This window comes from Delftia sp. HK171 (assembly GCF_001886655.1).
Lineage (GTDB): Bacteria > Pseudomonadota > Gammaproteobacteria > Burkholderiales > Burkholderiaceae_C > Comamonas > Comamonas acidovorans.
Window position 1 is genome coordinate 2,829,029 of sequence record NZ_CP018101.1, and the last position, 15,012, is coordinate 2,844,040.

At 68.5% G+C, this 15,012-nt stretch carries 13 protein-coding genes; 11 read left to right on the forward strand and 2 right to left on the reverse strand.

Features of this window, described 5'->3' with window-relative positions:
- The first annotated feature begins 98 nt into the window (after window positions 1-98).
- From BO996_RS12865 to BO996_RS12895, 7 genes are all read left to right on the forward strand, one after another.
- Window positions 99-1,469: an MFS transporter gene (locus BO996_RS12865; protein WP_071954949.1), complete on the forward strand. Its 1,371-nt coding sequence runs from the start codon at window positions 99-101 to the stop codon at window positions 1,467-1,469.
- Entirely contained in the window at window positions 1,466-3,256 is a 1,791-nt protein-coding gene (locus BO996_RS12870; protein ID WP_071954950.1) for an acyl-CoA dehydrogenase, read from the forward strand. The genes BO996_RS12865 and BO996_RS12870 overlap by 4 nt, the downstream gene beginning before the upstream one ends.
- Before the next feature lie 109 nt (window positions 3,257-3,365).
- Window positions 3,366-3,830, forward strand: a complete 465-nt coding sequence (locus BO996_RS12875) for a MarR family winged helix-turn-helix transcriptional regulator (protein WP_034391791.1) — start codon at window positions 3,366-3,368, stop codon at window positions 3,828-3,830.
- A 61-nt stretch (window positions 3,831-3,891) separates the two neighbouring features.
- Window positions 3,892-4,737, forward strand: coding sequence for a prolipoprotein diacylglyceryl transferase (lgt, locus tag BO996_RS12880; protein WP_225614206.1), 846 nt, complete (start codon window positions 3,892-3,894; stop codon window positions 4,735-4,737).
- A gap of 229 nt (window positions 4,738-4,966) precedes the next feature.
- Entirely contained in the window at window positions 4,967-6,412 is a 1,446-nt protein-coding gene (locus tag BO996_RS12885) for a malonyl-CoA decarboxylase (protein ID WP_065347340.1), read from the forward strand.
- A 96-nt stretch (window positions 6,413-6,508) separates the two neighbouring features.
- A complete protein-coding gene (locus tag BO996_RS12890) occupies window positions 6,509-7,507 on the forward strand; it encodes a Bug family tripartite tricarboxylate transporter substrate binding protein (protein ID WP_012204613.1) in 999 nt (332 codons plus the stop codon).
- Between the two features lie 116 nt (window positions 7,508-7,623).
- Window positions 7,624-8,778: an esterase-like activity of phytase family protein gene (locus tag BO996_RS12895; protein WP_071954951.1), complete on the forward strand. Its 1,155-nt coding sequence runs from the start codon at window positions 7,624-7,626 to the stop codon at window positions 8,776-8,778.
- A 12-nt stretch (window positions 8,779-8,790) separates the two neighbouring features.
- Here the strand turns inward: BO996_RS12895 and BO996_RS12900 are convergent, their stop codons facing one another.
- Window positions 8,791-9,507 carry a GntR family transcriptional regulator gene (locus BO996_RS12900; RefSeq protein ID WP_013803234.1) on the reverse strand — a complete coding sequence of 239 codons (717 nt, stop codon included), beginning with the start codon at window positions 9,505-9,507 and terminating at the stop codon, window positions 8,791-8,793.
- 39 nt (window positions 9,508-9,546) lie between these two features.
- Between BO996_RS12900 and BO996_RS12905 the strand changes: the two genes are divergently transcribed.
- The 4 genes from BO996_RS12905 to BO996_RS12920 all read left to right on the forward strand — a co-directional run bounded on the left by BO996_RS12905 (window position 9,547) and on the right by BO996_RS12920 (window position 14,394).
- Entirely contained in the window at window positions 9,547-10,296 is a 750-nt protein-coding gene (locus BO996_RS12905; RefSeq protein WP_012204616.1) for an enoyl-CoA hydratase/isomerase family protein, read from the forward strand.
- 182 nt (window positions 10,297-10,478) lie between these two features.
- Window positions 10,479-11,447, forward strand: a complete 969-nt coding sequence (locus tag BO996_RS12910; protein ID WP_047217627.1) for a Bug family tripartite tricarboxylate transporter substrate binding protein — start codon at window positions 10,479-10,481, stop codon at window positions 11,445-11,447.
- Between the two features lie 162 nt (window positions 11,448-11,609).
- The gene (locus BO996_RS12915; protein ID WP_043781451.1) at window positions 11,610-12,797 is read left to right on the forward strand and encodes a CaiB/BaiF CoA transferase family protein; all 1,188 of its coding nucleotides are present in this window, start codon (window positions 11,610-11,612) and stop codon (window positions 12,795-12,797) included.
- 43 nt (window positions 12,798-12,840) lie between these two features.
- A complete protein-coding gene (locus BO996_RS12920) occupies window positions 12,841-14,394 on the forward strand; it encodes a malonate--CoA ligase (protein ID WP_071957091.1) in 1,554 nt (517 codons plus the stop codon).
- 108 nt (window positions 14,395-14,502) lie between these two features.
- Here BO996_RS12920 and BO996_RS12925 read toward each other — a convergent pair whose 3' ends face one another.
- Entirely contained in the window at window positions 14,503-14,946 is a 444-nt protein-coding gene (locus BO996_RS12925; RefSeq protein ID WP_012204620.1) for a universal stress protein, read from the reverse strand.
- Between the last annotated feature and the right edge of the window lie 66 nt (window positions 14,947-15,012).

Consider the following 15,012-nt stretch of genomic DNA (forward strand, 5'->3'; position numbering starts at 1 on the left):
CAAGGGCTGGCGCGGTGCGCCGGCCCTTTCCATGCGCAGCCCTGTCTCGCTTTCCCGCTTTCTTTTTTCCGCTTTCCCTTCCTCCACAGGAGGTCTCCATGAGCCTGCCTTACCCGCCGGGCCGCGTGTCCACGCCCGCGCCGGCCGAGTCGAACGGACTCGGCTATGCCTACTACGTCACCATCATCCTGCTGCTGGCCTACACCCTGTCCTTCGTGGACCGGCAGATCCTGGGCCTGCTGGTGCAGCCCATCAAGAAGGATCTGCAGCTGTCGGACTGGGTGTTCAGCATCGTCCACGGCTTTGCCTTCGCCATCTTCTACACCTTCGTCGGCATCTTCCTGGGGCGCCTGGCCGACCGCTGGAACCGCCGCAACCTCATCGTCATCGGCATGGCGATCTGGGTGGTGGCCACGGCGGCCGGTGGCTATGTCACGGGCTTTGTCTCGCTGTTCGTGGCGCGCATGTTCGTGGGCGTGGGCGAGGCGGCGCTGTCGCCGGCGGCCTATTCCATGCTGGCCGACTATTTCCCTCCCGAGCGCCGCGCGCGCGCCATGAGCATCTACACCTCGGGCGTGTACATCGGCTCGGCCACGGCCTTCATCGTGGGCGGCCTGGTCATCCAGGCCACCAGCCAGGCCGGCGAGGTGGTGTTCCCGCTGCTGGGCAGCTTCAAGCCCTGGCAGGCGGCCTTCATCTTCGTGGCCCTGCCCGGCATTCCGCTGGTGGCGCTGATGTACACCGTGCGCGAGCCGGTGCGCCGCGGCCTGCAGGCGGCAGGCGCCTCCGCCAGGGCCGCCGCTGCAGCAGGCCCCGCGCCCGATCTGTCCCATGTGTTCCACAACAAGCGCGCCTTCCTGCCGCTGCTGCTGGCGCCGGGCATCACGGCCATGATCACCTTCGGCGTCACGGCCTGGCTGCCGGCCACCTTCATCCGCCAGTGGGGCTGGACGCCCGGCGAGATCGGTCCCGCCTACGGCGTCATCATCCTGACCTTCGGCATTGGCGGCATGCTGCTCAGCGGCTTCCTGGCCGACTACCTCACGGCGCGCGGCAAGCAGGTGGGCTCGATCGTCATCTCGCTGGTGGCCACCGGCGTGCTCATCGCCAGCGGCCTGGTGCTGGCCTTTGCGCCTTCGCCCACCGTGGCCCTGGTGGCCGTGGCGGTCACCACCTTCTTCCTGGGCATGCCGGTGGCGCTGGCGCCGCCCATCCTGCAGGCGGTCACGCCCAACCAGCTGCGCGGCCAGGTGACTTCCATCTACCTGCTGCTGATCAACCTGATCGGCCTGGGGCTCGGCCCCTTCCTCGTGGCCTTTTTCACCGACTTCGTCTTCCATGACGAAAAGCTCGTGGGCCTGTCGCTGGGCCTGGTGTCCGCCCTGGCCGCGCTGCTGTCCGTGCTGTGCCTGGCCAGCGCCATCGGTCCCTACCGCCGCCTGGTCGCGGCCATGGAGGGCCGGGCATGAGCGCGCAGGCATCGCATTGCTCGCATTACCAGCCGCCGCTGCAGGACATCCGCTTCGTCCAGCAGCACTGGCTGGGCGCAGAGGCCGACTGGCGCCGCATGCCGGCCCATGAAGCCCTGGACCAGGAGACGGCCGACATGGTGGTCGAGGCGGCCGGGCGCTTTTGCGCCGACGTGCTGGCGCCGCTCAACGGCCCGGCCGACCTGCAGGGCTGCCGACTGGAAGAGGGCAGGGTGCGCACGCCCGACGGCTTTCCCGAGGCCTATGCGGCTTTCGTGGAAGCCGGCTGGCCGGCCCTGGCCTGCGCGCCCGAGGCCGGCGGCCAGGGCCTGCCCCAGCTGCTGGATGCCGCGCTGCACGAAATGCTGGCCTCGGCCAACCATGGCTGGACCATGTACCCGGGCATCCTGCACGGCGCCTATGCCTGCCTGCACGCGCATGGCGACGCGCACCTGCGCGCCACCTATCTGCCGCACATCGTCAGCGGGCGCTGGCTGGCCACCATGTGCCTGACCGAGCCCCAGGCCGGCTCCGACCTGGGCCTGCTGCGCACCCAGGCCCGGCCCCGGGGCGATGGCAGCTACAGCCTGGACGGCAGCAAGATCTTCATCTCGGGCGGCGACCAGGACATGAGCGAGAACATCGTGCACCTGGTGCTGGCGCGCCTGCCCGATGCGCCCGCGGGCACGCGCGGGCTGTCGCTGTTCCTGGCGCCGCGCGGCATTCCGCAGGACGGCGGCGGGTTCCTGCCCAATGCCATTCACTGCGACGGCATCGAAAAGAAGATGGGCATCAAGGGCAGCGCCACCTGCGCCATGCGCTTCGAGGGTGCGCAGGCCTGGCTGGTCGGCCAGCCCCACCAGGGCCTGGCCGCCATGTTCGTGATGATGAATTCCGCCCGCCTGCACGTGGGCCTGCAGGGCCTGGGCCATGCCGAGATGGCCTGGCAACTGGCGCGCGCCTATGCGGCCGAGCGCCGCCAGATGCGCGCCCAGCCCCGGCCCGCCGATGCGCAGGGCCCCGCCGACCCCATCGCCCTGCAGCCGGCCGTGCAGCGCATGCTGGCCGACCTGCGTGTGTGGACCGAAGGCATGCGCGCCATTGCAGGCTGGGTGGCGCACCAGCTGGACCTGGCCGAACAGGCGCCGGATGCCGAGGAGCGCGCCCAGGCCCATGCGCTGGCCTCGCTGCTCACGCCCGTGGTCAAGTCCTTCTTCACCGAGCGGGGCTTTGCGCTGGCCAGCGAGGCGCTGCAGGTCTTCGGCGGCTACGGCTATGTGCACGAGTACCGCATAGAGCAGACGCTGCGTGATGCCCGCATCGCCATGATCTACGAGGGCACGAACCAGATCCAGGCGCTGGACCTGTTGCAGCGCAAGGTGGCCGCCAGCGGCGGGGCCGCGCTGGCACCGCTGCTGGCGACACTGCGCCAGGAGGCCGCTGCCTGCGAGGCGGCGGGCATGGAGCCCGGCCTGGCCGGCGCGCTGCGCAGCTGGAGCGATCGCACCGAAGCGCTGACGGGCGCGCTGTGCGCCCGCGCCGCAGGCGACGCGCCGTTGCTGGCGCGCTGCGCCGAGGACTATCTGCGCCTGGTCGGCACGCTGTGCATGGCCTTTGCCTGGGCGCGCGCGGCGCGTGTCAGCCAGCCGCTGGCCGATCCGGCGCTGCGCCGCTCCAAGGCGGACAGCGCGGCCTGGTTCTTCGCCCATGGGCTGCTGGATGCGGAGCACTGGCTGCGCCGCACCGAGTCCGCCGCCCGCACGCCGCTGCCGGCTGCCGTGGCCTGAGCGGGCAGCCGGGGCTTTTATGATGGAACGCCGCACCGGTCCTGAAGATCCGCAGGCACCGGGGCGGCTTTGCCTCGGTGTGCCTTCTTCCTCTTCCAGATCCGTGTCCATGGACAGCTCCTCCGAACCCGCCGTCGATCAGTCGCGCCTGCAGCGTTTCCTGGGCTACCGCCTCACGCGCGCGGAAATCCACATCCACAAGCTGTTCGCGCGGCGCGTGGCCGAACTGGACCTCAAGCCCAGCGAGTTCTCCATCCTGGTGCTGATCCACTCCAATCCCGGCATCTACCTGCGCCAGCTGGGCGAGGCGCTGGACATCTCGCCCTCCAACCTGGTGCCGGTGGTCGAGCGCCTGGTGCAGCGCGGGCTCATCGGGCGCCAGCCCGATCCGCGCGACCGCCGGCTGCAGCAGCTGCACATGACGGCCGAAGGCAGCGCGCTGCAGGCGCGGGCCGAGGGCGTGGTGGTACAACTGGAAGACGAGCTGGAGCAGCTGCTGACCTCCACCGAGCAGCGCCATCTGTTCGCGGCCCTGGACAAGCTCATGGCCATCCAGGAAAGCCAGCCGGGCTGAACCGCCGCGCCGCCAGCTTTCCAACCCCTGGCCGGCGCCGGCCATGCGGCGCTGCGGCACAATGCCGACCATGCTGATGTACCCGCAGATCGATCCCGTGGCCCTGCAGATCGGGCCCCTCGCCGTGCACTGGTACGGCCTGACCTATCTGGCCGCTTTCGGCCTCTTCCTCTGGCTGGGAACGCGCAGGCTGCGCCACCCGCCCTTCGTGCGCATGCAGGGCGACCGCGCCTGGACGCGCAAGGACGTGGAAGACATTCTTTTCCTGGGCGTGCTCGGCGTGGTCGTCGGCGGCCGGCTGGGCTACTGCCTGTTCTACAAGCCGGGCTACTACCTGAGCCACCCGCTGGAGATCTTCTATGTCTGGCAGGGCGGCATGAGCTTTCATGGCGGCCTGGTCGGCGTGATCGCCTCCATGGTCTGGTTCGCGCGCTCGCGTGCACGCTCCTGGCTGGAGGTGGCCGACTTCGTCGCGCCCTGCGTGCCCACGGGCCTGGCGGCCGGCCGCGTCGGCAACTTCATCAACGGGGAACTGTGGGGCCGCTTCGCCAGCCCCGAGCTGCCCTGGGCCATGGTCTTCCCGCAAAGCGGCTCCATGCTGCCGCGCCACCCCTCGCAGGTCTACCAGTTCCTGCTGGAAGGCCTGCTGCTGTTCGTGCTGCTGTGGCTGTATGCGCGCAAGGAGCACAAGCCGGGCCAGGTGGCGGCGGTCTTCCTCGTCGGCTACGGCGCCTTCCGCTTCATTGCCGAGTACTTCCGCGAGCCCGATGACTTCCTGGGCCTGCTGTCGCTGGGCATGAGCATGGGCCAGTGGCTGTGCGTGCCCATGGTGATCGGCGGCATCGCCATGTGGTTCTGGGCTGCGGGGCGCCCGGCCTATCCTGCCCAGGCGGGCAAGCCGGCCTGAGGCCGGCGGTACGCACGGATACGAAGCGGGCCTGGTGCCCGCTTTTTTTTGTGCAAGGTTGACGGGAGAGGGGACAGGGGCATGCATGGGGATAGCCCGAAGACAAGAACGCGACATCGGCGTACACGGTCTGCCGTGCAGACTCTCATAATGTGAGCAGCAAAAGATTGTCATTGGCCGATTGGCGGCATGACAGTCCCGTGACCGCTTGACATGGAGGAACTTCTGAATGGGTCTGGCTACTGACTGGATTGCCCGCAATGTGTCCCGCTTTCGCAGCACCGATGCGGCTGCGCCTGCAACAAAGTCCGAGGGCGAGGCAGCCAAGGGGCCCGCGCCGCGCGGCACGGCCCAGCGCCTGCAGGCCACCCTGCGGCGCGGCCAGGAAGTGCTGTCCCCGCGCGAGCTGCGCAAGCTCATGGAAGACCTGCAGGCTGCCGCCGACGCCGGCCTGAGCGATGTCGAGGGCGGCCGCCATGCGCAACTGCTCATGGACTGGTACGCCCAGGCCGAACTGCCTGCGCACAAGGATTTCTGGGCGCTGATCGTCGAGCAGTTCGGCCCCGATACCGAAGCCCTGATGGCCGCGCGCAAGCGCTATGACACGGCGGCCAGCGATGCCGAGCGCGGCCAGGCCGAGATGGACCTGCGCCGCGCGCTGATGTCGCCGCGCACGCGGCTGCTGCAGCGCTTTGCCCAGCCCCAGGGCGGCATGGGCTTTCTGGTGGACCTGCGCGCCGAACTGCTGGCCCTGCCCAAGGCGGAGCAGCAGCGCTTTTCCGCGCTGGACGCCGAGCTGGAGCATCTGTTTGCCAACTGGTTCGACGTGGCCCTGCTGGAGCTGCGCCGCCTGAGCTGGGACTCGCCGGCCTCGCTGATCGAAAAGCTCATCCAGTACGAGGCCGTGCACGACATCCGCAGCTGGGCCGACCTCAAGAACCGCCTGGACAGCGACCGGCGCTGCTACGGGTTCTTCCACCCGCGCATGCCCACCGTGCCGCTGATCTTCGTGGAGGTGGCGCTGGTGGACCGGATGTCCGACAGCATCGCCCCGCTGCTGGACGAGACGGCGGCGGCCGCCGACCTGGGCCGTGCCACCACGGCCATCTTCTACTCCATCAGCAACACCCAGACCGGCCTGCGCGGCGTGAGCTTTGGCGACTCGCTGATCAAGCATGTGGTGGAGACGCTGACGGGCGAGTTCCCCCGGCTGCGCCATTTCGCTACGCTGTCTCCCATTCCGGGCCTGCGTGCCTGGATCGCCAAGCACGGCGATGCCATCCTGGAGAAGATGGACGAGCGCCAGCGCAAGGCCTTCGAGCTCAAGGCCGGCGGCATGGGCGCCGAGCACCTGCTGGCGGCGCTGGACGCGCCGCAGGATCTCAAGCCCGACGCACCCGTGCGCCGCGCACTGCTGTTCTGCGCTGCCCACTATCTGGGGCGCGAGACGGCCAAGGGCCGGCCGCTGGACCCGGTAGCGCGTTTTCACTTGGGCAACGGCGCGCGCGTGGAGCGGCTCAACTGGGCGGCCGACCTGTCGGCCAAGGGACTCAAGCAGTCGCTGGGGCTGATGGTCAACTACCTCTACGACCTCAAGCGCCTGGACAAGCATCGCGGCCTGCTGGCGCAGGGCCGCATACCGGTGTCCTCGGACATCGAAGCCCTGTGCAAATGAAAAGGGGCGCGGCGCAGGCCGTGCCCCTTTTCTTGCACAGGGACTGCTGCGCCTGACAACGAAGACAGCCTCAAAGAGGCGACAAGGAGACAAGTCATGCAAGCTTCCCACCCCACGGGGCGGCGCGCGGTGTTGCGCGCAGCCGGGGCCTCGATGGCCGCGCTGGCCCTGCCCATGGCAGCCCGCGCGGCGGCGGACTGGCCGTCCAAACCCGTGAACCTGGTCGTGCCGTTTCCGGCCGGCGGGGGCACCGATGCCTTTGCCCGGCCGTTCTCGGCCCAGTTCGCCAAGAGCGCGGGCAAGACCCTGGTGATCGACAACCGCGGCGGCGCAGGCGGCACCCTGGGCGCCAGCTACGCGGCCAAGCTGGCGCCGGACGGCTACAACTTCTTCATGGGCGGCACCCACCATGTGATTGCGCCGTCCATGTACCCGCGCCTGGACTATGACCTGGAGCGCGACTTCATCGCGCTGGCCCTGCTGGCCAGCGTGCCCCAGGTGCTGGTGGTCAACCCGCGCAACGTGCCGCACAAGACCGTGCAGGAGCTGCTGTCCGACCTGCGCAAGCGGCCGGGCAAGCTCAACTACGCTTCGGCGGGCGCGGGCACCTCGCACCACCTGGCCGGCGAGCTGTTCAAGCTGCAGACCAATACCTTCATCACCCACATTCCCTATCGGGGCGCGGGCCCGGCGCTGCAGGACCTGATCGCCGGCAATGTGGACATGATGTTCGACGGCCTGGGCTCGTCGGCCCAGCACATCAAGAGCGGACGCATCCGCGCGCTGATGGTCTCTGGCGACAAGCGCAACCCCGCCTTCCCGGACGTGCCCTGCGCGGCCGAGTCCGGCCTGCCCGACTACACGGTCACGACCTGGTACGGCCTGTGGGCGCCCAAGGGCACGCCGCAGGCCGTGCAGGCCCAGGTCATCGACCAGGTGCAGCGCATAGGCTCGGCCGAAGAGATCAAGTCCATCTGGGCGCGCAACGGCGCCGACTACGGCGGCATGAACCAGCAGCAGTTCGCGGCCATGGTGCATGGCGAGATCGCGCGCTGGGCGCAGGTGGTCAAGGCCTCGGGCGCCAAGCTGGAGTAGCGGACGAGGGGCTGGTCAGGGCAGGGGCAGGGCGGCGGCATGCGCGTGCATGTCACCACCCTGTCACGGGCCTTCGCTACGGTCCATCCCTTCTGAGATCCATCCTGGGAGGGAATATGAACAAGGCAGACAAGGTCCGCTCGCCCGCATCCGTGCTGCTCGCGCTGGTCCTGGCTTTCGGCACGGCCACGGGCCTGGCAGGCTGCGGCGGCAGCGACGACGGCCCCGAGACCATCGGCTCGCTGCGGCTGATCGGCGACTACAGCATCAGGACCAAGACACTGTTCGACGGCGTGGAGTTCGGCGGCATCTCCGGCCTTGACCGCGCGCCCGATGGCAGCTACTGGGCCATCTCCGATGAGCGCGGCGGCGAGCGTGGCACGCCGCGCTTCTACAACCTGGGCATTCAGTTCGATGACAAGGCCATCCAGGCCGTGACCATCCGCAAGATGGTCACGCTCAAGGGCCGCGACGGCCAGCCGCTGCCCAGCACACGCCGCACCGTGGACCCCGAAGGCATCCGCGTGGCGCCCAACGGCAACCTCTACGTGTCCAGCGAGGGCAACTTCAGCACCGACCCCGCCAGCCTGTTCCAGCCCTTTGTGCGCGAGATCAAGGTCGACGGCAGCTTCGTGCGCGACTTCGAGACGCCTGCAGCCTTCAACTATGTGGACAACACCACCAGCGGAGGGCGCAACAACAAGCTGTTCGAGGCCCTGGCCGTCACGCCCGACGGCAGCGTGTTCACGGCCAACGAGGATGCGCTGGTGGAAGACGGCCCCCTCACCACGCTGGCGGCGGGCAGCGTCATCCGCGTCCTCAAGCTCGATCCGGCCACGGGCAAGTCGGGCGCGCAGTATGCCTACGCATTGCCGAAGATTCCCCTGGACAAGGCCGCCAGCGGCAGCTTTCCGCCGGACAACGGCCTGCCCGAGCTGCTGGCGGTCTCCAACAACGAGTTCATCGCCATCGAGCGCGCCTTTGCCGATGGCGTGGGCAACACCATCCGCCTGACGCGCGCCACCATCGAGCCCGACACCACCGACGTGCGCAGCTTCAAGAGCCTGGTGGGCGCCAGCTACAAGCCCATGAAGCGCGAGCTGCTGCTGGAAATGCCCGTGACCTACCAGGGCATCAAGCTGGACAACATCGAAGGCATCTCCTGGGGCCCGCGCCTGGCCAACGGCAACCGCACGCTGGTGCTGGTGGCCGACAACAACTTCGCGGACAACCAGGTCACGCAGTTCCTGGCCTTCGAAGTGCGGCCCTGAGCCCTCTTCGGGCTACCTTGACTTGCGCGGGCGCTCGTAGCCCGCCTGCGCGGGCGCGCCCAGCACCATGTCGGTGAAGGCGCTGCCGCCTGCGCAGATGTGCTGGCGCATGGCCTCGGCGGCCACCTCCGCCTGGCCTGCGCAGATGGCGGCCACCACGGTGGCGTGCTCCTGCTGCGAGCGCGCAAGCCGGCCGGGCTTCTCGAACATGCGGCCCCGGTAGGGCGTGATGCGCAGCCGCAGCAGCCGCGTCTGCTCCACGATGAAGTCATTGCCGCTGGCCTCGTATATCAGTTCGTGCAGCTGCATGTTGGCCTGCACATAGCCTTCGGCATCCTGCGCCTGGGCGCAGGCGGCGGTGTGCGCCAGCGCCGCCTGCAGCCGCTCGCGCAGCTGCGCATGGATGCGCGTGGCAGCCAGCCGGGCCAGCACCCCTTCCAGCTCGGCCAGGCCTTCCATCATGGCCACCAGCTCGCGCGCATCCAGCCGCCGCACATAGATGCCCGAGCGCGGAACGATCTCCACCAGCCCCTTGGCCACCAGCAGCAGCAGCGCCTCGCGCACGGGGGTGCGCGAGGCGCCGAAGCGTTCGCACAGGGCCGGCTCGTCGATGGCGTCGCCGGGCCGCATGGCGCCCGAGCGCAGCTCGTCTTCCAGCGATTGCCGTATACGCTCCTGCAGGCTGGACGTGGCCGGGGTTTTCTCCAATGGCTGCTTGGCTGGAAGCATTTTCTAATTCAAATATATCTGATTGACTGACTGATACATATGACACCCAGACTCGACATCCAGGATCACCTGGCCACCATCACGCTGCAGCGTCCCGAAGCGGCCAACAAGCTGGCCCCGGAAGACCTGGGCGCGCTGGTCGCGCACATGGAGCATATCAACCACCGCGACGATGTGCGCGTGGTGGTGCTGCGCAGCGAAGGCAAGTACTTTTGCAGTGGTTATGATATATCAGAGATCCAGGGCAGCCAGACCGAGGGCAGCAGCTTCGGCGAGATGGTGGACGCCATCGAACAATGCCGCGCCGTGACCGTGGCCGCCATCCACGGCGGCGTCTACGGCGGCGCCACCGACATGGCCCTGGCCTGCGACTTTCGCGTGGGCAGCACGGCGGCCGAGATGTTCATGCCGGCCGCGCGCCTGGGCCTGCATTTCTACGCGGGCGGGCTGGAGCGCTATGTCTCGCGCCTGGGCCTGGACACGGCCAAGCGGCTGTTTCTGACCTGCGAGCGCATCCAGGCCCCGGAGATGAAGGCCTGCGGATTCCTCACCCATCTGGCCGATCCCGCCGCCTTCGCCGCGGCCGTGGAGCAGCTCACCGGCACGCTGGCCGCCATGGCGCCCATCCCCCTGTTCGGCATGAAAAAGCACCTGAACCTGATCGCGCGCGGCCGCCATGACGTGGCCGAGATCACGCGCGAGGTGCAGCGCAGCATCGCCTCCGAAGACCTGCAGGAGGGCGGCCGGGCCTGGCGCGAGAAACGCAGCCCGGAGTTCAAGGGGCGCTGAACCGCATCCTCCCGCATACACGCAGATTGCCCGTGGTGCTGCCTACCGCCCACAGCCCACGGAACCGGCGCGGCCCAACTCGGGGATACCGAGGAAGGGCCTCTCCCGCACCGAGGGTGTCGTCCCCCTTTGGGGGAAGGCGCGCAGCGACTCAGGGGGTATCAATAAACAGGAGACAAGCCATGTTCAAGCGTTTTGCACTGTCGTTGCTGCTGGCCGGATTGGCCGGTGGCGCGATGGCCCAGTCCTACCCCGCCCGGCCCGTCACGCTGGTCGTGGGATTTCCGCCCGGTGGCGGCGCCGACGCGGTGGCGCGCATCGTGGCCGACAAGGTCGGCAAGATCCTGGGCCAGCCCCTGCTGGTGGACAACCGCCCGGGCGCCGGCACCACGCTGGCCTCCGAGCATGTGGCGCGTGCAGCGCCCGACGGCTACACGCTGCTGCTGGGCAGCGCCAATATCTATGGCTCGGACCAGCTGCTCTACAAGAGCGCGCGCTATGACGGCGCGCGCAACTTCACGGGCATCACGCGCTGGAGTTCGGCCCCCATGCTGCTGGCCGTGCGCAAGGATTTTCCGGGCCAGGGCGTGGGCGATCTGGTGGCTCTGGCACGCAGCCAGCCCGACAAGCTCAGCTATTCCTCCTCGGGCGCAGGCGTGATCACGCACCTGGCCACGCTGTCGTTCGCGGGCGCCAGCGGCGGCCTGCGCATGCTGCATGTGCCGTTCAAGGGCGGTGCGCCATCGATACAGGCCGTGGCCGCCGGCGATGTGGACCTGACCTTCGGCACACCGCCCTCGGTGCTGCCGCTGGCCCAGGCCGGCAAGCTGCGCATGCTGGCCGTGAGCACGGCCGAGCGCTCGCCGCTGTTCCCCGAGCTGCCGGGCATGAAGGAGTCCGGCGTGCCGGGTTTTGACTACACGTTCTGGTTCGGCCTGTTCGCCCCGGCGGGTCTGCCCGAGGACGTGGCGAAGAAGCTGTTCGATGCCAGCACCAAGGCGCTGGAAGACCCCGATGTGAAGGCCAGGCTGGCCAAGCAGGGCAATCTGGCAGCGCCCTCGGCATCCCTTGAGGAATTCCGTGCCTGGGCCTTGAAGGAAGGGCAGGAGTCCAAGGCCTTGACCCAGCGTTCCGGCGCCGGGCTGCAGTGAGACACCCCCTGAGGCGCCACGCGCCTTCCCCCTCTCGCTTCGCGGGGGGACGACACCCTCGGTGCGGGAGCGGCCCTTCCTCGGTGTCCTGGTCTTGGGCCCCGCCGGTCCCACAGGTTGTGGGTGTCGCATCAAGCAATAGATAACGATATGGAAATCCCTATGAATGAACAAGCCACGGGCCTGCCGCTGGAAGGCCTTACCGTCATCGACCTCACGCGCGTGCTGGCCGGCCCCATGTGCACGCAGATGCTGGCCGACCTGGGCGCGCGCGTGATCAAGGTGGAGCAGCCCGGCACGGGCGACGATGCGCGCGGCATCGGGCCGTTTGTGGACGGGGGCTCGGCCTATTTCCTGTCGGTGAACCGCAACAAGGAATCCATTGCGCTGGACCTCAAGCAGCCGCAGGACCGCGAGGTCTTCGAGCGCCTGCTGCAAGGCGCCGATGTGCTGGTCGAGAACTTCCGCCCCGGCACCATGGACAAGCTCGGCTATGGCTGGGAGACCCTGCATGCGCGCCATCCCCGGCTGGTGATGACGTCGGTCTCTGGCTTCGGCCAGACGGGTCCCTACAGCGGCTTTCCTGCCTACGACATGGTGGTGCAGGCCATGAGCGGAATGATGAGCGTGACCGGCCACCCGGGCGCCGGGCCCTGCCGCGTGGGCGTGTCCATCGGCGACCTGGGCGCAGGGCTGTATGCCGTCATCGGCACGCAGGCCGCGCTCATGCGCCGCGCCCGCACGGGGCAGGGCGAACGTGTCGATGTCTCCATGCTCGACTGCCAAGTGGCCCTGCTGGAGAACCCCGTGGCGCGGCTCGGGGCGCTGGGCAGCGTGCCGGGGCCCATGGGTACGCGGCATCCGTCCATGGCACCCTTCGATGTGTTCGCCGCGCAGGACGGCTGGTTCGTCATCGCCGTGGGCAGCGATGCGCTGTTCCGCAAGCTGTGCAGCCTGCTGCAATTGCCCGAACTGGCCGAGGACGCGCGCTTTGCCGGCAATGCCCTGCGCTGCGAGCACCAGGCCGAACTCAAGGCCGCGCTGGAGGCGCGCCTGCGGGACAGTCCCAGGGCGCATTGGCTGCGCCTGCTCACTGATAATGGCATCCCGGCGGGGGAGTACAACAGCGTGGCCGATGTCGTCGAGCACCCCCAGGTGCGCGAGCGCGGCATGCTGGCCCAGGTGCAGGCCCCCGGTGGCCAGACGCTGCGTGTGGCGGGCAACCCCTTGCTGGCCGCGTGCGATCAGCCCCTGGTGCGCAGGCAGCCGCCCGCGCTGGACGCGGACCGCGAGCGCATCCTGCGCGAGCTGTCCGTGGCGCAGCCTTCGCCCAACCATGAACGTGCCTGAGATTTCCCTGCTTCCCGCGGACTCTTCCTTCTTCTTCACAGCCATGACCAACCGCAATCTGTTCGCTGCCTTGCGCGCCGCCTTTCCCCAGGATCTGCAGAAGTGGGCCGTAGAGGCCATAGGCGCGGACGGCGCCAGCCTGTTCTACAGCTGGGCCGACCTGGACCGTGGCAGCGCGCGCATGGCCAACCTGCTGCAGTCGCTGCAACTGCCGCCCGCCAGCCGCATCGCCGTGCAGGTGGAAAAGTCGGTCGAGGCGCTGATGCTCTATCTGGCCACGCTGCGCAGCGGCCATGTCTTCCTGCCGCTGAACACGGCCTACCAGAGCGCCGAGATCGAATACTTCGTGGGCAATGCCGAGCCCGCCGTCGTGGTCTGCGCGCCGGGCAATTTCGGCTGGGTCTCCAAGATCGCCTTCACCTCGGGCGTGGCCCATGTCTACACCCTGGGCGACGACCGCAGCGGCACGCTGCTGGAACGCGCGGCCCACCATGGCGACGAGCATGAGGTGGTGAAGCGCGGCGAGGACGACCTGGCCGCCATCCTCTACACCAGCGGCACCACGGGCCGCAGCAAGGGGGCGATGCTCACGCACGGCAACATGCTGTCCAACGCCGAGACGCTCAAGGACTACTGGGGCTGGCAGGAGGGGGATGTGCTCATTCACGCGCTGCCGATCTTCCATGTGCACGGCCTGTTCGTGGCCATCCACGGCGCGCTGATCAATGGCAGCCCCATGATCTGGCTGTCCAAGTTCGAGCCCGGCACGGTGATCTCGCGCATGCGCGACGCCACCGTCTTCATGGGCGTGCCCACGCTCTACGTGCGCATGCTGGCGGACGCGCGGCTCACGCGCGAGGCGGCGGCCCACATGCGGCTGTTCATCTCGGGCTCGGCACCCATGCTGGTGGAGACGCACCGCGACTGGCAGGAGCGCACCGGCCACGTCATCCTGGAGCGCTACGGCATGAGCGAGACCATCATGCTGACCTCCAATCCCTACCGCGCCGACGCGCACAACGGCGGCCAGTCCGAGCGCCGCGCCGGCACCGTGGGCTTTGCGCTGCCCGGCGTGGGCGTGCGCATCGTGGACGACGCAGGCCAGCAGGTGCCCGTGGGCGAGATCGGCAACATCCAGGTGCGTGGCCCCAATGTGTTCAAGGGCTACTGGCGCATGCCCGAGAAGACGGCCGAGGAGTTCACGGCCGATGGCTGGTTCCGCACGGGCGACGTGGGCAAGCTCGACGAGCGGGGCTATGTGAGCATCGTGGGCCGCAGCAAGGACCTGATCATCTCGGGCGGCTACAACGTCTATCCGGCCGAGATCGAAGGCTTCATCAACGAGCTGCCCGGCGTGGCCGAAAGCGCCCTGGTCGGCGTGCCGCACCCGGACTTCGGCGAAGTGGGCGTGGCCGTGGTCGTGCCGCGCCCCGGTGCCGCCCTGGAGCCCCAGGCGGTGGTCGATGCGCTCAAGGGCCAGCTGGCCAATTTCAAGATTCCCAAGCGCTGCTTCGTAGTGCAGGAGCTGCCGCGCAACACCATGGGCAAGGTGCAGAAGAACCTGCTGCGCGACGAGCACAAGCAGCTGTTCGCCTGAGTTGGCGCCAGGGTGCGGATTGCGCCCTGGCCTGATTGAAAAAGCAAAAGGCATCGGCGCCGCCGATGCCTTTTTTTGTGTGGCGGCCGCCGAGGCTGCCGCTACCCTTCAACGCAGGACGAGCACGGGGATATGGGTGTGCGTGAGCACATGCTGCGTCTCGCTGCCCAGCAGCAGGCGCTGCAGGCCCTTGCGGCCGTGCGAGGCCATGACGATGAGATCGCAGTCGCGGCGCTTGGCCACGTCGATCACGCTTTCGGCGACCAGGTCGGACTTGACGATCTCGGTGGTCACGTTGACCTTCAGAGCCTGTCCCTTGGCATGGATGGCATCCAGCACGGTCTGCGCGTTGGAAGTCCACTGGCCTTCGATGCGCTCGATCTGCTTGAGGTCCACGGTCTCGCCGCCCTCGAAGTAGCTGCGCGGATAGTGTTGCACCACCTGGACGACGACGACGCTGGCGCCGCACAGCGCGGCAAGGCCCAGCCCGCTGTCCACGGCCTTGTCGGAAAGCTCGGAACCGTCGGTGGCGATCAGGATGCGGTTGTACATGCGTGCTCCTTTCGTGTGTGCTGATGGATGGGATGAAGTCAGCATAGACCCAACCATGAGTTAACG